General features: G+C 64.7%; 17 protein-coding genes. 6 read left to right on the top strand and 11 right to left on the bottom strand.

Translation table 11 applies throughout. The annotated features are described in order from the left end of the window. The first annotated feature begins 500 nt into the window (after nucleotides 1–500). A complete protein-coding gene (locus DEF76_RS19515) occupies nucleotides 501–1,238 on the top strand; it encodes a hypothetical protein (protein ID WP_162800708.1) in 738 nt (245 codons plus the stop codon). Between the two features lie 181 nt (nucleotides 1,239–1,419). Here the strand turns inward: DEF76_RS19515 and DEF76_RS16075 are convergent, their stop codons facing one another. Then, on the bottom strand, nucleotides 1,420–1,749 hold the full coding sequence (locus DEF76_RS16075) for a transposase (RefSeq protein WP_240319035.1): 330 nt from the start codon (nucleotides 1,747–1,749) through the stop codon (nucleotides 1,420–1,422). A gap of 31 nt (nucleotides 1,750–1,780) precedes the next feature. On the opposite strand from DEF76_RS16075, the gene DEF76_RS19510 reads away from it, so the two are divergent. The 5 genes from DEF76_RS19510 (at nucleotide 1,781) to DEF76_RS16055 (ending at nucleotide 4,978) form a co-directional block, all read left to right on the top strand. Next, the gene (locus DEF76_RS19510; protein ID WP_162800706.1) at nucleotides 1,781–1,984 is read left to right on the top strand and encodes a hypothetical protein; all 204 of its coding nucleotides are present in this window, start codon (nucleotides 1,781–1,783) and stop codon (nucleotides 1,982–1,984) included. 85 nt (nucleotides 1,985–2,069) lie between these two features. Next, entirely contained in the window at nucleotides 2,070–2,474 is a 405-nt protein-coding gene (gene tnpA / locus DEF76_RS16070; protein ID WP_114912954.1) for an IS66-like element accessory protein TnpA, read from the top strand. Further along, nucleotides 2,471–2,812, top strand: coding sequence for an IS66 family insertion sequence element accessory protein TnpB (gene tnpB / locus DEF76_RS16065; RefSeq protein ID WP_114912953.1), 342 nt, complete (start codon nucleotides 2,471–2,473; stop codon nucleotides 2,810–2,812). Before tnpA ends, tnpB begins: the two co-directional genes overlap by 4 nt. Nucleotides 2,813–2,880: 68 nt before the next feature. Continuing rightward, the gene (gene tnpC, locus DEF76_RS16060; RefSeq protein ID WP_114912952.1) at nucleotides 2,881–4,548 is read left to right on the top strand and encodes an IS66 family transposase; all 1,668 of its coding nucleotides are present in this window, start codon (nucleotides 2,881–2,883) and stop codon (nucleotides 4,546–4,548) included. Then, nucleotides 4,541–4,978, top strand: a complete 438-nt coding sequence (locus DEF76_RS16055; RefSeq protein ID WP_114912951.1) for a hypothetical protein — start codon at nucleotides 4,541–4,543, stop codon at nucleotides 4,976–4,978. The genes tnpC and DEF76_RS16055 overlap by 8 nt, the downstream gene beginning before the upstream one ends. Nucleotides 4,979–5,380: 402 nt before the next feature. Here DEF76_RS16055 and DEF76_RS20235 read toward each other — a convergent pair whose 3' ends face one another. From DEF76_RS20235 to DEF76_RS16005, 10 genes are all read right to left on the bottom strand, one after another. Next, complete coding sequence (locus DEF76_RS20235; RefSeq protein WP_275895691.1) at nucleotides 5,381–5,503, bottom strand: hypothetical protein; 123 nt, start codon at nucleotides 5,501–5,503, stop codon at nucleotides 5,381–5,383. Between the two features lie 193 nt (nucleotides 5,504–5,696). Then, a complete protein-coding gene (locus tag DEF76_RS16050) occupies nucleotides 5,697–7,544 on the bottom strand; it encodes a ribonucleoside-diphosphate reductase subunit alpha (protein WP_240319034.1) in 1,848 nt (615 codons plus the stop codon). 99 nt (nucleotides 7,545–7,643) lie between these two features. Next, nucleotides 7,644–9,371 carry a Na/Pi cotransporter family protein gene (locus DEF76_RS16045; RefSeq protein WP_114913156.1) on the bottom strand — a complete coding sequence of 576 codons (1,728 nt, stop codon included), beginning with the start codon at nucleotides 9,369–9,371 and terminating at the stop codon, nucleotides 7,644–7,646. A gap of 687 nt (nucleotides 9,372–10,058) precedes the next feature. Continuing rightward, complete coding sequence (locus tag DEF76_RS16035; protein ID WP_114913154.1) at nucleotides 10,059–10,754, bottom strand: toxin-antitoxin system YwqK family antitoxin; 696 nt, start codon at nucleotides 10,752–10,754, stop codon at nucleotides 10,059–10,061. A gap of 6 nt (nucleotides 10,755–10,760) precedes the next feature. Further along, entirely contained in the window at nucleotides 10,761–12,659 is a 1,899-nt protein-coding gene (locus DEF76_RS16030) for a type VI secretion system Vgr family protein (protein ID WP_114913153.1), read from the bottom strand. Then, the gene (tssH, locus tag DEF76_RS16025) at nucleotides 12,656–15,247 is read right to left on the bottom strand and encodes a type VI secretion system ATPase TssH (protein WP_114913152.1); all 2,592 of its coding nucleotides are present in this window, start codon (nucleotides 15,245–15,247) and stop codon (nucleotides 12,656–12,658) included. The genes DEF76_RS16030 and tssH overlap by 4 nt, the downstream gene beginning before the upstream one ends. Next, nucleotides 15,247–16,320: a type VI secretion system baseplate subunit TssG gene (tssG, locus tag DEF76_RS16020; protein WP_114913151.1), complete on the bottom strand. Its 1,074-nt coding sequence runs from the start codon at nucleotides 16,318–16,320 to the stop codon at nucleotides 15,247–15,249. The genes tssH and tssG overlap by 1 nt, the downstream gene beginning before the upstream one ends. Then, complete coding sequence (gene tssF, locus DEF76_RS16015) at nucleotides 16,284–18,137, bottom strand: type VI secretion system baseplate subunit TssF (RefSeq protein ID WP_162800705.1); 1,854 nt, start codon at nucleotides 18,135–18,137, stop codon at nucleotides 16,284–16,286. Before tssF ends, tssG begins: the two co-directional genes overlap by 37 nt. Beyond that, nucleotides 18,127–18,573 carry a type VI secretion system baseplate subunit TssE gene (gene tssE / locus DEF76_RS16010; RefSeq protein WP_114913149.1) on the bottom strand — a complete coding sequence of 149 codons (447 nt, stop codon included), beginning with the start codon at nucleotides 18,571–18,573 and terminating at the stop codon, nucleotides 18,127–18,129. Before tssE ends, tssF begins: the two co-directional genes overlap by 11 nt. A gap of 25 nt (nucleotides 18,574–18,598) precedes the next feature. Continuing rightward, the gene (locus DEF76_RS16005; RefSeq protein ID WP_114913148.1) at nucleotides 18,599–19,099 is read right to left on the bottom strand and encodes an Hcp family type VI secretion system effector; all 501 of its coding nucleotides are present in this window, start codon (nucleotides 19,097–19,099) and stop codon (nucleotides 18,599–18,601) included. Nucleotide 19,100 lies beyond the last annotated feature (1 nt).

Below are 19,100 nucleotides of genomic sequence, written 5' to 3'. Positions count from 1 at the left end.
TCGAAGCCTTTTTGGCGTCCGACAAGCGTCTGAAGGGATCGCTGCCAGAATGGCGCCCTTCGTCCCGGAAGGGAGATATGGAGGCGACCTGGGACATCATTGAGGAGCATGGGATCGAACGGGCGCATTTACGCTTTCGATGCGCCGTCGCCCACCGTGACCGTCCGAGCATTTCTCTGATTTTCCGTAACATGCCCGCATGGCGGATTGACATCGTTCCTGCCGACGAATGTAAGTTCAACCCCCCATGGTGCGCACAACAAGGGCTTCCCGCGACCGTTTGTGGTCCCCATGAACATAGGTGGGATGATAATCTGAAATATCTTGCCGGGGGTGGCCCGTGGAGCCTACCAGCAAGGCGCCCGCTACAGCCCCAAGTTCGCAGAGTGCCACAGATAATGCCTTGGTTTTGTTCCGTGATTCGGCTGTCTTTCGACCCCGATCAACGCGGGTTTGACGTACCTCCACAGACCGACCTGTTTTCGTGCTAGGGAAGTGCCATGTTCTGCGAACACCTCACGACAGCGTTAACCAAGCTTTCTAGCTGTTTCGTCACCGATGCAGGTAACCGGGTGACGACGCAGTGCCTATATCCTTCGTTTGATCCGGTCCATGTCTATGTCGTAGGGTTTGGTGAGGGATTTAAGGTACACGACGGCGGAGGCGCCACTCGCTCTGCATGGGATCACGGGAGGGACGCGTCGTCTATTCATCGTGCGATGATGCGACAGGCTGCCTTTCATCAGCTAAAGATTGTTGACGGATCACTTGTGTCGGAAGTCCCTTCAAGCGACTGGCTCGTGCCAGCGGTTTTAGCGGTAGCGAATGCCTCCGCAGCGGCGGCATTCTCGGCCGTAGAACATATCTCCTCTGCGAGCGATGACAACTTGCGTGAGCGTATTTTCCGAATTCTGACAGAATTCGTCCCGGCTAAGAGGCTGGAAAGGTCGTTCGAGATACCCGGCAAAAGCGGGAAATCGCATGCGTTCGACTTCGCCCTTCGCCGGGGAAGCGACGACTGGATTTTGGTGGACGCCGTATCACCGCATCATGTTTCGATAGCTGCAAAATATGTCGCTTTCGCGGATACCGGGGCGAACGGAGAATCAATAGCTGCAAGATTTGCGGTTTACGACCGTCCGCTTGAACCGGATGATGCGTCTCTTATCAAACAGGTCGCCGACCTAGTGCCATTTAGCGGTCTGTCTGGAGGAGTGCGACGGGAGATGATGCAATGACGAAGGGCCAAATCGACGATCCGCGCTTGAGGGACATCCCTGAGAGGACTCGGGATGTGATGCGGCGCCTTCTTATTTCTAACCCGGAATTGCATAAGAACGCACCCAAACCGGATACTGGCAAAGGACGCGCCCAGTGGCAACGACGAGAGCGGGAAGCCGCTATGGCTTCCCGTGGCACTTAGGCGGCGGCTTCGCCGTCAGTCCGCCGATACATCAGCCGCTTGCTAGCGGCGCCACGAACTATTCGGGCCGCGCGCTCGGCATCATCAACACCAAGGCGGACGCGGTTGTCATAGCGGAAATCAAATTCCGCGACATAGCGATGCGGATAATGCTCTGCGCAATGCTGATAGATGCCCTTCATTCCGCACTTGAATACGGAATAGAAGCCTTCCGCCGTGTTGAGTTGGGCTTCGCCGCGCCCATATTCGCCCGCGCTGTGACGCACAAAGTCATGTGCCGCGAAATGCTTGCTCAGGCTTGAATACTGACCGGCCTCGTCCGTCATTATATGAATGCCGCTGTTCACGTGCGCCTTGATGATCGGCAGCGGCAGCCCCTTCGACGTGGAAGGATCTGGCGCCGGCGCCTTCCGGGCGGCGCTCAACCAGCGTCATTACGGCGTGCTTATGGGCATATCCGCGCCGTACTGGGACGCCTTCCTTCTTGCCGATGAAGGTTTCGTCGATTTCTCAGGCCTCAAAGACTCCCCTTATTTTTTTCATACCGCGCCGACACCGTAAGCTTCCGCGGAAGGCCGCCTGTTTTTGATGGATTGGGGTGCTCATAACGGCGCTCTTATGAGCGTCGTTATGAGCGGGTGTCGGGATGGAGATTATCACGGGTGTGGAGCGCCGGCGTCGCTGGCGGGATGAGGACAAGCTGCGGATTGTGGCGGAGGCGCAGGCGCCTGGCGCGGTCTTTGCCGAGGTGGCGCGGCGACACGAGGTCTCACGCGGGCAGTTGTGGCATTGGCGGCGGCTGGCGCGTGCGGGGGAGCTGAGGCCGGCGCCGATGCCTGCGGTGTTCTTGCCGCTGGAGACTGTGCCAGAGGCGGGAGCTGGCGTCCTGCCGTGCGATGCGGTGGGTGGCGCGGTCGGAGATCCGCAAGCCAGAGACAGGACGGCGGCGCCTGCTCGGATTGAGGTTCGGCTGCCAGCTGGTGCATGCGTGGTGATCGAGGGGGCGGCCGAGCCGGCATTGGTGACGGCGGCGCTGACGGCGCTGCGATGATCCCGTCGGGTGTTTGCGTATGGATCGCGATGGGCCACACCGATATGCGCCGCGGGATGCAGGGTTTGGCCTTGCAGGTCCAGCAGGGATTGAGCCGTGACCCTCACGGTGGCGATCTCTTTGTGTTCCGCGGGCGCAGTGGATCGTTAGTCAAGATCATTTGGCACGACGGCCTCGGGATGTCGCTGTATAGCAAGCGGCTTGAGCGAGGGCGATTCATCTGGCCGTCTGCGGCAGATGGCGCGGTGCGGCTGACGCAGGCGCAGCTGTTTTGTCTTCTTGACGGAATCGAGTGGCGCAATCCGCAATATTCCTGGCGACCAGCGAGCGCGGGATAGAGCGGATTTTTCCGCCGGGTGTGCATTTTTCGCTTGCGCGCGCCGCTGGATGTTGATTCTGTCGTCTGGTGACCCTCACCGACACGCCTCTCCCGGACGATATTGGCGCGCTGAAGGCGCTGGTGATTGCAACGATCCAGCGCGCCGACGAGGCCGAGGCGCGACTGGTCGAGGCCCGTGCTCGGGAGAGTGCGACCGAGGCCTTGATCGCTCATCTCAAGCTGCAGATTGCCCGGCTGCGGCGCGAGCAATACGGCGCCAGCGCCGAACGCAGCCGCCGTCTGCTCGATCAGCTGGAATTGCAGCTCGAAGAGCTTGAGGCCGACGCCAGTGAAGACGGGCTGGCAGCTGCAACCGCCGCGGCGAAAACCACGCATGTCGGTGGGTTCGTGCGCAAGCGTCCCGCCAGAAAGCCCTTTCTCGAGCATCTGCCGCGTGAGCGTGTGGTGATCCCCTCACCCTGCTCTTGCCCTGCCTGCGGCAGCACCAGCTTGTCGAAGCTCGGGGAGGATGTCACCGAGACGCTGGAGGTGATCCCGCGGCAGTGGAAAATCGTCCAGACGGTGCGGGAGAAATTCTCCTGCCGGGCTTGCGAGGCGATCACTCAGCCGCCGGCCCCCTTTCATGTCGTTCCGCGCGGCTGGGCGGGCCCGCGCTTTCTCGCCATGCTGTTGTTTGAGAAGTATGGTCAGCACCAGCCGCTCAACCGCCAGGCCGAACGTTTTGCCCGCGAGGGCGTTCCGCTCAGCGTCTCGACGCTTGCCGATCAGGTCGGGGCGGCGTGTTCCGTGCTGATGCCGCTCTACCGGCTGATCGAGGCCCATGTCCTTGCCGCCGAGCGTCTGCATGGCGACGACACGACGGTACCGGTCATGGCTCGCGGCAAGACCGATACGGCGCGGCTATGGGTCTATGTGCGCGACGACCGGCCCTTCGCCGGCCACGCCCCGCCGGCGGTGCTGTTCCACTATGCGCGGGATCGACGCGGCGAACATCCACAAGCCCATCTTGCCGGCTGGTCGGGCATCCTCCAGGCCGACGCCTATGACGGCTATGGCGCGTTGTATAAAGCTGGCCGCAGCCCTGCGCCGGTGCGGGAAGCCGGCTGTTTCGCCCATGCAAGGCGGAAATTTTTCGAGCTGGCCGATATCGCGGGCGCCGCCCGCAGGAAGAGCCGCGGCGAGCAAGGCGCCATGGTCTACCCGATCGCGCTCGCGACCGTGCAGCGGCTCGATGCTTTGTTCGAAATCGAGCGAACCATCAACGGCAAAACAGCCGCCGAGCGACTGGCTGTACGCCAGCAGCATAGCGCGCCGCTGGTTGCCGAACTCCATGCCTGGCTGACCGCTCAGCTCACGAAGCTCTCGCGCCATCACGATCTGGCCAAAGCCATCAACTACATGCTCCGCCGCTGGGACAGCTTCACCCGCTTTCTCGCGGATGGCCGGGTCTGCCTGACCAACAACGCCGCCGAACGCGCCTTGCGTTGCGTGCCACTCGGCCGCAAGGCGTGGCTGTTCTGCGGTTCCGATCGCGGCGGCGAGCGGGCCGCCATCCTCTACACGCTGATCCAGACGGCACGTCTCAACAATGTGGATCCGCAAGCCTGGCTCGCCGATGTGCTCGCCGGGATCAACGACTATCCCGCCAGGCGCCTCGGCCAGTTGTTGCCCTGGAACTGCGTTAACGCCAGCAAAGTTGCGGCAAGTGCAACGGAAGAGATTGGATGTGTCTGAAGAGGGCGTGCTTCGGGAGAAGCTGCGAAAGATCGAGGCATTGTTCGCCGGAGCGGCAACGATCGGCGAACGCACAGCGGCCGAGGCCGCACTCGGGCGCGTTCACGCCCGGCTGGCGGAAATTCAGGGCCAGGACAAAACAATCGAGATGCAGTTCTCTCTGCGCGACCAATGGTCGCGCCGACTGTTCCTGGCGTTGTGCCGACGCTACGGCCTGAAGCCATACCGCCTTTATCGGCAACGCCTGACCACCGTCATGGTGCGGGTACCGCAGGCATTTGTCGACCAGGTGCTATGGCCGGAATTCCAGGAACTGAACAACGCACTGACGCAGTATCTCACCGACGTGACAGATCGCGTCATCCGTGAAGAGGTCCATCGCGACACCAGTGAGGCCACCGAGATGGTCCAGGCCCTGCCTTTAAAATAATCAAACAGAACCAATCACCACAGCCGCTCCTTCCTAAACACCAACCGAATACAAAACCCGCGGTTCATGCCGGATGCTTACCCGACACCCTTGGCGAAAACGGGTGGGTCGGCGAGCATATCGGCGAATTTCTGGACCAATGGGCGCAAACGAGGCTCTGGCATGGTGGGCATGAGGTCGCAGAGCATACAGCCCTACGGCCCACACATGGCGCGACGCGACCCGAGAGTTCTTATGGTCTCTCAGTAACCCATATGCTGCTGCATGGTTTCATTGTCCTGCACCACCGGCTGGTTGCGGTTGGCGCAGCCGAGTGTCACGCCGAGGGACGCCAGCATCACCGCCCAGAGAAAAAATTTCATCCTTGTTCTCCCGTTCTTGCCGGCGCGCATGCGCCGACGATCAATAGCCCATTCGCGGCATCTGGCCCGGCACCGGCTGCTGCTCCTGGGATTGCGTCGTCGGAGACGGATGGCACGCCGCGAGACCGACCAGCATGAGCGTGGCCCAGAGCAGCGATCTCACGGAACATCCTCCTCGCGTTACATGCCGTGCAGTGGGGGCATCGCCCCTGGCGGCTTCTGGTCCACACGTGGTGGCGTGGTTTGAGGGTGGCAAGCGGCGAGGATGAGGCACGCGATCAAAACTACGCGAAGGAAACCAGTCATCGCGAGCCTCCCGGGTTTACCTCCCGCGCCGGCCGCACGCCGCCTTTATGTCACTGGCAGGCGAGGCATTCCTCATAATCGGCGACCCGCGCGGCTGGCGGCGGTGCGGCCATCGCCGGCGCGGCCCCGGCCGGCGCCTCCTCCGGGCGGATCGCTTTCTCGCTCACATTATCGGCGCGCTGGATCGAAAGGCTGCGGCAGTAATAGAGAGATTTGAGACCGCGTTTCCACGCCAACAGATGAATCTGGTGCAGATCGCGTTTATGCACATTGGCGGGGAGGAAGACGTTGACCGACTGGCTCTGACAGACGAACGGCGTGCGGTCGGCGGCGTGTTCGATCACCCAACGCTGATCGAGTTCGAACGCGGTCTTGAACACCGCTTTTTCGTGCTCGGTGAGGAAATCGAGATGCTGCACGCTGCCCTTGTTGAGCGTGATCGAGGACCAGACCGCCTCGTTGTCCATCCCCTTTTCGGCGAGGAGGGCCTGGAGATGGCGGTTGCGCACGGTAAAGCTGCCGGACAGCGTCTTCTGGAGAAAGACATTGGCGGCGATCGGCTCGATCCCCGGGCTCGCATTGCCGGCGATGATCGAGATCGAGGCGGTCGGCGCGATCGCGATCTTGTTCGAGAAGCGCTCGGAGAAGCCATAGTCGGCGGCGTCGGGGCAGGGGCCGCGCTCCTCGGCGAGCAGCCGCGACGCGGCATCCGCCTGGGTGCGGAGATGCTGGAACATGCGCTTGTTCCAGACCTTGGCGATGACGCTTTCGAACGGCACGTGCTGCGCTTGGAGGAAGGAGTGGAAACCCATCACCCCGAGCCCGACCGAACGCTCGCGCATCGCCGAATATTTGGCGCGTTCCATGCCTTCCGGCGCGCGGTCGATGAAATCCTGCAGGACATTGTCGAGAAAGCGCATCACATCCTCGATGAAGAGGGGATGATCCTTCCACGCGAACCAATGCTCGAGATTGACCGAAGACAGGCAGCAGACCGCGGTGCGCTGGCGGCCGTGCTGGTCGATCCCGGTCGGCAGCGTGATCTCCGAGCAGAGATTGGAGGTTTTGACTTCGAGCCCGGCGAGTTTCTGATGCTCGGGGCGAAGGCGGTTCACCTGGTCGGAGAAGATCAGATACGGCTCCCCGGTCTCGACACGGGCGGTCAGAATCCTGATCCAGAGCGCGCGAGCGGAGATGCTGCGCACCACCGCGCCATCCTTCGGTGAGACCAACGCCCAAGGCTCATCCGCCTCGACGGCGCGCATGAACGCGTCCGAAACCAGGATGCCGTGATGGAGATTGAGCGCCTTGCGATTCGGATCACCGCCGGTCGGGCGGCGGATTTCAACGAATTCCTCGATCTCGGGGTGCGAGACCGGCAAATAGACCGCCGCCGAGCCGCGCCGGAGGCTGCCCTGCGAGATCGCCAGCGTCAGACTGTCCATCACCCGGATGAACGGGATGACGCCCGAGGTCTTGCCGTTCTGGCCGACTTTTTCGCCGATCGAGCGCAGATTGCCCCAGTAACTGCCGATGCCGCCACCCTTCGAGGCAAGCCAGACATTCTCGTTCCACAGGCCGACGATGCCCTCCAGACTGTCGGACGCCTCGTTCAGGAAGCAGGAAATCGGCAAACCACGCGCCGTGCCGCCATTGGAGAGCACCGGCGTTGCCGGCATGAACCAGAGCCGGCTCATATAGTCGTAAAGCCGCTGCGCATGCCCCTGATCGTCGCCATAATAGCTTGCAACGCGGGCGAAGAGATCCTGATAGCCCTCGCCCGGGAGCAGATAGCGGTCATCGAGCGTCGCGCGGCCGAAATCGGTCAGCAACGCGTCACGACCACGATCGACATGGATCTGCTGGCGCCCGGGCAATTGAATATCGATGTCGAGCACGGCTTTTCCCTCTTTGGCTGCGATCGGCTGAGCCCCCTATCCTGCCGTAAAATTCGGCCGCGTCAATCTATATCTTGATTGGTTAACCGCCGATTACCACTACCCCTGGGAGGGTTGGTCGATTTGCCGGATTTCCTGCGAGTCGCCCGCGGCCTCTTTCAGGGCGGTTTCGTCGTTTGGCCGCAACCGGCTCGGGAGCAACGCGCCCTGCTCCTCCAAGACCGGATAGGCGGCGGCGGCGACGAAATGGGTGTTTATCCGCAGAAGGTCCCGCAAAACGTCGAGATGCAGCGTGCTGGTCTCGGTGCTGTCGATTCGCCCCGCGCGCAGGCGCGCGAAATGCGCCGCCGTCGCCCGCGCCTCGAGATCGCGGAGCGTCTCCTTTTCCGCGGCCAACAGGCGCGCGGTCGCAAGATCGCCGGAGAGAAAAACCGAGGCGGCGGTGCGCAAATTCTTCACCAGCCGGGCGAACATCTGATCAAGCTCGGCGCCGCCCTCGGGCGAAAACGCGATACCGCGCTTGATGCGCTTGGCGGCATGGGCGAGGAGGTTTTTGTCAACGACATCGCCGGCGTTTTCGAGATGGGTCGTAAAAGCGAGCACCTGCGCGAGGCGTTGATGATCCGCCTCGCTCATCGATTCGGGGTCGAGCAGGGTGAGATAGGCTTTGATCGCCGCGTTCAGCCGATCCAGCACGTCATCGAGTCGCCGCGTCTCGCCGACCCGCCGCCGGTCGCCGCCGATCAGGGCGGCACGCGCGCCGGCGAGCATGGTCTCCAGCACGTCCGCCATGCGCAGCGCTTCGCGCGCGGCGGCGGCGATGGCGATCGTCGGCGTCTCGCGCGCGGCGGCGTCGAGATAGAGCGGCCGCCCGGGATCGATTGCGGCGACGCGCGAGGGCAGCAGCCACGCCAAGAGCCGCGCATAGGGGGTGAGGGCCGGGAAGAAAATGAGCGCGAGAACGAGATTGAACGCGGTGTGGAAATCGGCGACGGCGCGCGCCGGATCCGGCTCCAGCACCACCAGCGTCCGCCCGATCGGGCCGAGCAGCAGCAAGGCGACGATGACGCCGGCGACGCGGTTGAGCAGGTTTCCCATCGGCAGCCGCCGCGCCGCCGGATCGTCGCCGGCGCTCCCTTCGAGCAGCGGATTGATCGCGGTGCCGAGATTGGCGCCGAGCACGAGCGCGAAGGCGGCATCCGGCGGCACCACTCCGCGCGCCGCGAACGACATGATCACCAGCACCACGGCGACCGAGGAATGCGCAGCCCAGGTGAGCAACGCCGCAAGCAAGACGTCCATCAGCGGCTGCGTGGTGAGAGCCCCGAGCAGTAGCCGGAGGCTGGGGACGTCCTCATAGGGCGTGATCACCTGAAGCAGGAGATGCAGCGCCAGCAGCATGAGCCCGAGCCCGATGCCGACCCGCCCGAGATCGCGCACCTGGCTCGCGCCGCCACGGCGAAAGGCGATCACGCCGGCGAGGATGAACAAGGTCGCGATGCGCGAGACATCGAACGAGAGCACTTGGACGATCAGCGTCGTCCCGACATTGGCGCCGAGCATCACCGCAAGGCCGGGAACCAGCGCCAGCATGCCCTCGGCGGCGAAGGAGGCGACCATCAGCCCGGTTGCGGTGCTGCTTTGCAAAATCGCGGTGATGCCGAGCCCGGCGACGAAGGCGGCCGGCCGGCGCGCCAGCGCGACCCCGAGAAACCGCCGCAACGAGGGGCCAAAGGCGCGCTGCACCCCGGTTTGCACCATATGCACCCCCCAGAGCAGGAGGGCGATCAGGCCGGCGAGATCAACCAGGGTCAGCGTCGCGTCCAACCGATCCCTCCCTTGGGCGAAAGGCTCCCTTATATGGGGGCGGGAAGGGCGCGGGGCCAGTCAAAAAAAGAACCAGAGGCGCCGCCTCTGGACGCCGTTGCGGGTAGCACCCCGAGCCCCGCCTGCGGGACAAGGAATTCGGCGCGACGGCCGAGGACGGAGCCGGCACGGATGACCAGGATCATGGAAGACATCATGTCAGCCACGATTTCAGCCACGCCGCTTTTTTCTTGACGACATGAGCCAACGCCATCGGTGCCGTCGTGTCACACCGTTCCGCCGGCGCGGTATCCAGGTAAAAAGCATCATGTCAGGCGGGACGGAACACGGCTGGAATAGATGTCTCTTTATCTATGATAGGCCTAAAAGCTCTTTCAAAAGCGTCTCGATTTTCCGCCAATTTTCAGACTCTCAACGTGACGCTATCATACGCTAAAAACTCATTGCCAGATCAACAAAGTTCTATTTTTCACGGGCGATTACCAAGTCATACCAGCCAGCCGAAAGAATGACACGTCGCTTGAAGACGGTTGGCTGGTATCTTTTTGATGTTGCGCGCAGCCGCCACACCAACCCTGCGCGCATACCGGTCAGCGATTTCGCTGACCGGTATCAAATGCGTGACTCCCGTAGCGTTTGGGCAAGCGGTAAATGGAAGTGCCCAATTTGGGGACTGCGCCGGGATGGCTATTGCCGGCCGATCAGGGCTTTCGCCGCGTCCCACCAGCGCTGGAGCCAGGGTTTTTGCGGCGTGGGCATCTTGGATATGCCGGGTGGCGGGGCGGCGGTGACTTCCTTGTCGGCGACGAACACCTGATGCGCCGTCGGCTGGCCAGCGGCGTCATAATGCGTGACGGTCCCGTCCAGCCGCCCGGCGCGGTATTCGGCGCGGCGGCGCACCACGCCGGCGGGATCGAGATCGAGTTGCTCGCCTTCCAAAAGCCCGCCGACATAATGCTGAAGCTGCATCACGCTGCCATCGGGGCGAAAGATCGTGAATGCGCCATGCAGCCGCCCGCGGCGCAACGCACCGCTCGCCGCCAAGCTCCCTGCAGGCGTGAAACTGCGGAGCGGCCCGTCCCCGACCCCGGCGGCATAGGTCATCTCCGTCAGCGGCTTGCCGCCGGCGTAAAGCGTCGCCGGCCCATCCAGCACACCCGCCCGATACGTAAGCCGCGCGAGCACGTCGCCGTCAGTGTCATAGAGCACCATCGGCCCGTCGCGGACGCCGGCGGCAAAGCCGATCTCGGCCGCAGCCAGCGCCTCCGGCCCGAACAGCACCGTCGGCCCGTCGAGCACGCCGTCGCGGAACGTGGCCCGCTCGACCAACGCACCGGCGGCATTGCGGCGCTCGATCGTCTCCGGAGGGTTTGCCGCGCTCATCTCCGCTCAGTTCAGCTTCACCAGGCCGCCCTTCAAGTTCAGCATGCCGCCGCCATCGACGGTGCCGCTGGCGCCCGCCTTCACCTCGGCCGTCGTGCCGCCGGAAAGGCTCAGCCCTGTCCCGGCCTTGGCCTCGAGCGAGGTGCCGGCCTTCAGCGTAAACCCCGTCCCCGCTTGCAGCGTCACCGCGCCCGAAGCCTTGATGGTGATATCGCCGCTGACATCGAGCGTGAAATTGCCGGAAACGCTGTGGCTGAAATCGGCTTTGTTGGTGTGCGTCTCGTTGCCGGTGACGGTCAGATCGCGCGTCCCGGCGACGTTGTGGGTCTCATTGCCCTTACTCACCGCGACGGTCCGGTCGCCCTCCGAGACCGTCAGTGTATCGTTGCCCTTCGAGATCGTCACCCCCCGGTCCTGGGTGATCGTCACTGTCTGGGTGTTCAAGACCTCGATGGTCATGTCTTTCTGGGCGTGGAGATGGAATTCCTCGCTGTCTTTCTTGTCTTCCAGCCGGATTTCGTTGAAGCCGCCGCCGCCCGCGGATGAATTCGATTTCAGCACCGTCTTGGTCTGCTCGTCGGGCAGGGGATAGGGGACCGGATTGTCGCCGTTATAGACGGATCCGGTGATCAGCGGCCGGTCGGGATCGCCGTTGAGGAAGGTCACCACCACCTCCTGCCCGATACGCGGCAAGGTGAAGGCACCCCAGCCCACCCCCGCCCAGCTCTGTGCCACCCGGATCCAGCAGGAGCTGTTTTCGTCTTTCTGGCCATGCTGATCCCAGTGGAACTGCACTTTCACCCGGCCGTAATTGTCGGTGTAGATTTCCTTGCCGGACGGCCCGACGACGATCGCGGTCTGCGCCCCGCTGATCCTGGGCGGCGGTGTGACCCGCGGCGGGCGGAAGGGTATCGCTGCCGGAAAAGCGATGAAATCATTGGCATATTCGCGCCGCGCCACACGATGAGAAACCGATCGCACCACGTAGCGCGCGTTCAAGCCCGGATCGGGATGCCCGGTGAGGGTGAAGGCGCCGCCGGCGCAGAGCGCGCGCACCGGGGAAGCGCCGGTGATTTCGGTTGCCGCCGCCTGGAAAGCTTCGATGCGGCGCTTGGCGAGCGTCTCGCCGGCATCGACGGTCTGATATTGCCCGGGATATTCGTAGACCCGGCGGGCGCCGCTGCCGCTGGTCACTTTGAGCTCCGTCGCCGGCGTCGTGAAATTGTAATCGTCGCTCTGATAGGCCTGCACCGCGACCCCGCTTTCGACCGCCAGCGCCGTGATCCGGAGATCGCTGAGCCAGTCATCGCCGGCGGCGAGCGGCAGAAACGGGATGCTGGCGGCCTTCTCGCACTCTTTGAAGGCGGCAGCGTCATCGGCAAGCACCAGCGTGTGCGCGCTCTCGCTATGCTCGAAGAAATAGCTGATGCCGGCCGCTTCCATCAGCCGGCTGGCGAAGGCGAACGAGGTCTCCTGGAACTGCACGCAGTATTCGAGCGGCGGATAGGTCTCTGTCAGGCTGTTGCGGTAATCGGTGAAGCCAGCGTCGTCGAACACCGCGGCGAGGATGTCGGGCACGCTCTGGTTCTGGAAGATGCGGTTATCGGCGGCGAGCGAAAGCATCCAGAGCCAGGGCCGCATCTCGGCGGTGCAGTCGCTCCCGCGCTGAGTGAAACGGGTGATCAGCCCGTGAAGAAAACGCTTATGGCCACTGCCATCGATCAGCGTCACCGCGGCTGGCTTGCCGAGAAGGGCGGTGGCATCGACCGGCCCGGGCGCGGTCATCGTGAGGCGGAACAGGAAGGGGGCCGAGAGAAATTCATCGCCCGCGAGTGCCACAAGCGCCGGCGTATCGGCGCCGAGCGGCGTCGTCACCGCGAGCGACCATTGCGCCGACCCGCTCATGGCCGCAATTCGACCACCAGTTCGCCGCCGGCACCGAACGCAAGATGCGCCCCCGCAATCGTCTTGCCTTCGCCGAGATGGTCGAGAATCCGCTCAGAGAGCGCCGGCAGTACGGCATGGGTGAGGATCGAATCCACCATCCGCGCCCCCGCCTCGGTCGCACCCGCCCGGTCCGCGATCGCCCGCACCACATCGGGGTGATAGGTCAGCTCGCCGCGGCGGGTGGTTGCGAAACGCTCCTGAATGCGCTGCAGTTTCAGCCGCGTCACGGCCTCGATCCCGCTGCGATCGAGCGGGCGATAGGGAACGACGACGAGGCGCCCGAGAAAAGCCGCCGGGAACTGGCGCCGCAACGCCGGCGTGACCGCCGTCACCAAAGACGCGGCATCGGCTGCCGGCCGGCGCTCTGCCACCTCGCTCAGCGCCTCGGCGCCGACATTGGAGGTGAGCAGGATCACCGTATTGGTGAAATCCACCAACTGCCCCTCGCTGTCCTCGAGCATGCCGCGATCGAACACCTGGTAGAACATCTCGATGACATCGGGATGGGCCTTCTCCACCTCATCCAGCAGCAGCACACAATAGGGCTGGCGGCGGACGGCCTCGGTCAAGACGCCGCCGCTGCCATAGCCGACATAGCCGGGTGGCGCGCCGCGCAAGGTGGAGACGGTGTGCGCCTCCTGATATTCTGACATGTTCACCGTCACCAGCGCGCGCGTGCCGCCGAACAGCAGATCCGCGAGCGTGAGCGCGGTCTCGGTCTTGCCGACGCCGCTCGGGCCACAGAGCAGGAACACGCCGGTCGGTTTGTTGGGCTCGCCGAGATCCGCATAAAATGTCTGAATCCGACGGCAGATCGCATCGAGCGCGGCGTCCTGGCCGATGATGCGCTCCGCCATCCGCGCCTTCAGCGAGCGCGCATTGGCCACCGTGTCGGCAAGCATCCGCCCCGCCGGGATGCCGGTCCAGCCCGACACCACCTCGGCGACCACGCGGCCATCGACCACGGTGCCATGCAGCCCACGTTCCTCGCGGAGTTCGTCGAGTTCGAGTTGGAGACCGGCGATTTCATGACGGAGGTCATCGTCCGGCCGCTCGCCCTGGCCGCTCAATCGGGCTTGCCGTGCCGCAAGACGTGCCGCGGTTTCCTGCTCCAACTGCCAGCGGCTGGCAAGCAGGAGCCGCGTCTCCTCGGCGCGTTCAGCCGCGGCTTCGAGCGCTTCCAGCCGCTCGCCATGATCGGCCTGATCGGCTTCGCGGCGGAGCCGCGTGAGTTCCGCCGCGAGCGCCGCGCCGCGCCGCTCGGCCTCCTGCAATGCCTGCGGCGGCGTGCTGGCGGCGATGGCAACGCGCGCCGAGGCGGTATCAAGGAGCGCGATCGCTTTTTCCGGCAATTGGCGGTCGGGGATGAAACGATGTGAAAGACGCACCGCCTCGCCGAGTGCCTCCTCCAGGATGCGCACGCCGTGATGCTGTTCCAGCGCCGGGGCGACACCGCGCAACATCTCGGTCGCCACCGCCTCGCTCGGCTCGCCGACGCGGATCACCTGAAAGCGCCGGGTCAGGGCCGGGTCTTTTTCGATGAAGCGCTTGTATTCGCTCCAGGTCGTGGCCGCGATCACGCCGAGCGCGCCACGCGCCAGCGCCGGTTTCAGAAGATTGGCCGCGTCGCCCTGCCCCGCCGCACCGCCGGCGCCGATCAGCATATGCGCCTCGTCGATGAAGAGCACGGTGCGCGGCATCGCCGCCGCGGCTTCATCGAGCACCGCCCGCAGCCGCTGCTCGAACTCGCCGCGCATCGATGCACCCGCCTGCAGCAGGCCGAGATCGAGGCTCCGCACCACGAGGTCGGCGAGCCGCGGCGGCACCCGCCCATCGACGATGGCGCGGGCAAAGCCCTCGACGATCGCCGTCTTGCCGACGCCAGCCGGCCCGGTGAGGATCGGGTTGTTCTGCTGGCGGCGCATCAGCACGTCGATGACCTGGCGGATTTCATCGTCACGGCCAAGCACCGGATCCAGCCGCCCGGCTTTGGCCGCGGCGGTGAGATCGACGGTGTACGCCGCAAGCGCGGTGTCACGCTGCCCGTGTTCGGCCGGCGCGGCGGGCAGCGGGATTTCCGGCCCCCGGCGCAGAATCTCGCCGAGATCAAGGAGAAGGCGGCTCTCGAAAACCCCGGCGAGCGCCGGCGCGGCTTCGAGGAGTGCGGCGCGCTGGCTGGGATTGGCCGCCATGGCGCGGAGGAGGCAGGCGGAGCGGTTCTGCGGCAGGCCGTGATCGATGGACGCACTCAGCCACCCGGCCGCGAGCACCGCCATCAGCGGCTCTGACAATACCGGCACCCGCGGGCTGCCGCGCGGGAATCGGGCGATGACCGCCTCGAGCCCGGCGGCGATCGGCGCGAGATCGATCCCGCCCTCGCGCAGCAGGAAGGCAGCATCCGTGTTCGGCCCGCGAAAGAGTTCGAGTAGGAAATGCTCCGGCTCGACCGCTGGATTGGTCTCGCGGAGCGCCCGCTCCGCAGCCCGTTCCAGCGCCTTGCGCGAAGCCTGAGACAGCGTTCCGGCGAGGCGTTTCGGATCGGGCATCAGGGCATTCCCTGGAGGCTGAGCGAGACGGCCCCCGGCGTCACGCGCGGCCTCCGCCCGAGGAAACTCGTCCAGCCGAGGCGCGCCCCCGCTCGGCCCAGCCGGGCCCCGGGCACTTCCGCCGCGCGCAGCAGAAGCCGGACATTGACGTCGAACGCGCCCCCCAGAGCAAATGCGACGAGAGCCTGAAGTTGATCATGTCCTGCACCACCTGGCAATAATGGCAGGAAACGCAGCCACGCCATCGGCCCGATCTCGATCTCGAGCCCCGCCTGCTGGTCCCACACCTTGCGGCCGAGCATCGCGCCGCGGCCAAGCATGCCGGTCTGGCCGAGCCGGGTCAGTTGGTCCGCCGCCAACAGCAGCCACCGGCCCTGAAGCGGCCGCAGGCGCACGGGCACGCCGAAATGGTTTGCAAGCAGTCGCTGCAATGCCTGCCCGGAAACCGGGCGCGGGTTGAGGAGCCCGGCCGCGGCGATCAGGCTCTGCATCACCCCGGGCAGGCGGGACGCGGCGGCGGCTGGCCCGCTCTCCGGCAATGTCGCAAGGCCGAGCAGCGCCAGCAGCGGCAAACGCGCCGGCGACGCGGGTGCATCCGGATCCTGAAGAGCGGGGTGAAAGAGCCGCCATTGGCGCAGAAACAGCGACAACAGGCGATGGTTGAAAATGTCGAGGAAGTCGCGGGCGGCATAATCATGGGCGCGGGTACGCGCCACCACGCGGGCGCTGAGCGGCGGCGGCAGCGGGCCGAGCGCGCCGCCGAGGCCAAAGAACGCGACCGTCAGAACCGGCTGCCCATCCGCCGGATCCCGGCTCAGCGCCTCGATATCACTCGGCGGAAAGCGGTCGGTGAAACTGCCGCGGAGCCGGACGGCCTCGTGGCGGGGATCGCTGCCGAGGCCGAGCGGCAGCGGGCCGACCACGGCGCCTGACGCGTGCGCATCACCCGCTTCGGCACTCCGGCGCGCGATCCACTCCAAAAGCCGCACGGCCTGGCGGACATCGAACCGAAACGGCTCGGCCAGCAGCCGCGCGCTTAAAGCAGCGCCGTCTCGCCCGTCACTGCCGGCCATGACCAGATCTCTTCGCGTTGCCCATTTCGTCTTGCGATCACCAGTTCGGTAAAGGCATTCACCGCCGCGTGGAGACCGAAAAAGCGGCTGAGCACCGAGCCCAGAAGATAGAGATCGGGCGTCGGATAGCGCTCGGCATCGAAGGTGAGGGTGATCTGGAGGCCGCGGCAGAATCCCCGCCAGGCATCCTCGCCGATCCGCCGCACCACACGCCGCGACGCGACGTCAACCAGCCCGCGCAGCCGGTCCATGCCGGTCGCGTTCGCGGGGTCGTACAGCCGGATGATGCCGCGGAGGGCTGCCATCCCCTCCTCGCCGCCAGTGAGCGAGAGATGGTTGAGCGAGAGATGGGAGACGAGCTGCCAAAGGGCTTTGCCCTGCGCCGGCGGCGGAATTTCGTGCGTCGGCCGGGTGACGCTGGCAATGCCCGCAATCGGGAGATCGACCTCGACATCGAGCCGCACACCGCGCCCCATCTGATCGGTCAGGCCCCGATTGGTGCAAAGAAGTTGCGCAAACACCGTATCGCCGGCCGGCAAATGCGGGTCGAGATCGGGATCGAGCAGCGAGAGCAGCAATTCCTCGCTATCATCGGCGGCGAAGGGCGATCGCGCGCGGCGGATGAAATAGAGCGCGGCTCCGTTATCGTCCCGATCCGCCCGCGCGAACGAGAACAAGGGCTGCATCGTCTCACCCTTGCCGGTCGCGGCCGACATCCGCGTCACGCGCTCGACGCTGTGGATCGCCGCGTGACCGGCGCGGCGCCGATCGGCAACGAGCCGGTATTCGAGCTGCGTGTGGTCGATGCGGATGGGCTCGCTCACGCGCGAAAACAGGTTGAGGGCCGGCGTGCATCGCAAAAGGAGGCTCTCAGCCGGCAGAGTGATCCTCTGGCGCGGCGCCGCCGGGAGCAGGATCAGCAGATCCGCGTCGGTGCCGGTGCCGAAAATACCGGGCGGCAGGCCGGTCACGTCAAAGAACATGAATTTTTCTGGATAAGCGAAATATTCCTGCATCAGACCATAGGCCTGATGCGCCGTCGGCGGGGAGGGCAGCAGTGCCTCCTCGCTGCCAAGCCCGACCTGACGGAGCCGTGCTTCGGGAACGATCACGGGCGCGGCCATGGGGGTATCGCTCGCCCCCGCTCGTGAGACCGCGCTGACCGCGATTGCCGGCGGCTCGGCGAACAGCAATTCGTAAAGCGCGTCGCGATTGCCGATCATCGGCGAGAGATAGAACCGCAAGGATGGCGGCGCGAACTCGGTAAAATTGCGATGGCCCTGGCAACGGAGGCGGATGCGCAGCACGCGCTGCACCCCGGGCCGCGTGTCGAGAAAAGGATAGGCGGTCGGCGGGTCGATGCCAGCATCGGCGACGTCGAGCGGCCATAACGCCACCGGATAGCCGGTGCGAAACCGACAGACGATCTCGTCGCCGCGGCGTGTGGCCCGGGTGAGCAGAGTAGTGCCGGCGGGTACGGTGATGCCGGCGATCGCCCGGCTCTGTGCCGGGTCGGTGTGAAAGGCCGCAACCATCATGGCGGGGATCGGCGCGGTCAATTGCGGATAGAGAACATCGAGCAGCGCGCCCGGAACTTCCGGCAATTGCGCATCATAGGTTCGCTGCAGCCGCGCGGTGAGGAATGCCGAAGATTCGATCAGGCGCTGGACATGGGGGTCGGTACTACCATGCGTGGTGAGATCGAGCGCCTTCGCGACCTGCGGATAGCGGCGGGCGAACTCGCTTCCGGCGGTGCGAAGATAGTCGAGTTCCGCCAGATAATGCCGAAAAAGCGTCTCGTCCCCGTCAGCCGGCATGGCCGCCAAGCGCCGCATCGCCGAGGAGCAGCGTAAATGACACCGGCGCCTGGCGCCGCGGCCCGACCGTGATCACGCCGCTCACCGTCACCGCCAGGGCCTCGCCCGACCGCGCATCGGGCGTGATGGTAACGGTGGGATCAGCAAGACGTGGCTCATAGGCCGCGATCGCGCTCCGGATATGGGCCGCAAGGCGCGCCATGGCATCGTGATTGCCGACCGGAAACGCGGAGAGATCCGGCAATCCGTAATCGATGGCGCTGCGGCGGCGATGCTCCAGATGATCGATTGCAAGCGGCGTTCTCGTATTCAGGAGATCGGCGAGTTCGCGCGCGATCGAGGCGCGCACACCGTCGCCGGCGGTGGCGCCCCGCGAAGCCTCAAGGCGGTCAAAAAGCAAGGGCGAAAACCCGCCATCGTCCTCCGCATTCCTCATGATCCGGCGTTACGGCCCCCCGTGATCAGCCCACCTCTTGCCCGATAAGATCGTGATGAACCGGCTGGGCACCGCCGCCGGTGCCATCATCTACTTTCTGCGGTATATAGGTGTAGGTGACTTTGCCATAGGCGAGGGTGACGGATTCGCTCGCCAGATCGCCGGCGCCGCCGCCAAAGCTGACATTGGAGATGATTATTTTCTCCATGACAATTTCAAGATATTTCACCGGCTTGTTGTCGCCATCGGCGCGATAGGCGGTGAAGGTGCCTTTGCCGATCTGTTTGCCGCTCCAGCAATATTTCAGCAGATCATCGGTCGCGGCATCGACGTATTTACTAAACGTGAAATCGCTATGATTGGCCTGCTCGACGGTGCCGCCGCCGGCGGAACTCCGGGTTGGGCTGGTCGGCTGATTGAAGCTGTGGCTCCAGGAGAGAACCTGGATTTCTTCCTTGTGGTTGCTGTCGCCGGATTCGCCCTTGATCTCCGGCTCCTCGAACTTGAGGAAAAGATTTGTGGCCATG

The organism is Acidibrevibacterium fodinaquatile (assembly GCF_003352165.1).
GTDB lineage: Bacteria > Pseudomonadota > Alphaproteobacteria > Acetobacterales > Acetobacteraceae > Acidibrevibacterium > Acidibrevibacterium fodinaquatile.
Note: the sequence above shows the minus strand (reverse complement) of the source record. Positions and strands in the feature narration are given on the sequence as shown.

Bases quoted from the DNA above. Each gene is read 5' to 3' on its own strand.
- tssF (WP_162800705.1), bottom strand. From the start codon at position 18,137: ATGCCGGCTGACGGGGACGAGACGCTTTTTCGGCATTATCTGGCGGAA.
- tssE (WP_114913149.1), bottom strand. From the start codon at position 18,573: ATGAGGAATGCGGAGGACGATGGCGGGTTTTCGCCCTTGCTTTTTGAC.
- DEF76_RS16030 (WP_114913153.1), bottom strand. From the start codon at position 12,659: ATGAGCGGGTCGGCGCAATGGTCGCTCGCGGTGACGACGCCGCTCGGC.
- tnpA (WP_114912954.1), top strand. From the start codon at position 2,070: ATGGAGATTATCACGGGTGTGGAGCGCCGGCGTCGCTGGCGGGATGAG.
- tssG (WP_114913151.1), bottom strand. From the start codon at position 16,320: ATGGCCGGCAGTGACGGGCGAGACGGCGCTGCTTTAAGCGCGCGGCTG.
- DEF76_RS19515 (WP_162800708.1), top strand. From the start codon at position 501: ATGTTCTGCGAACACCTCACGACAGCGTTAACCAAGCTTTCTAGCTGT.
- tssH (WP_114913152.1), bottom strand. From the start codon at position 15,247: ATGCCCGATCCGAAACGCCTCGCCGGAACGCTGTCTCAGGCTTCGCGC.
- DEF76_RS19510 (WP_162800706.1), top strand. From the start codon at position 1,781: ATGATCGGCAGCGGCAGCCCCTTCGACGTGGAAGGATCTGGCGCCGGC.
- DEF76_RS16075 (WP_240319035.1), bottom strand. From the start codon at position 1,749: ATGACGGACGAGGCCGGTCAGTATTCAAGCCTGAGCAAGCATTTCGCG.
- tnpB (WP_114912953.1), top strand. From the start codon at position 2,471: ATGATCCCGTCGGGTGTTTGCGTATGGATCGCGATGGGCCACACCGAT.
- DEF76_RS16005 (WP_114913148.1), bottom strand. From the start codon at position 19,099: ATGGCCACAAATCTTTTCCTCAAGTTCGAGGAGCCGGAGATCAAGGGC.
- DEF76_RS16035 (WP_114913154.1), bottom strand. From the start codon at position 10,754: ATGAGCGCGGCAAACCCTCCGGAGACGATCGAGCGCCGCAATGCCGCC.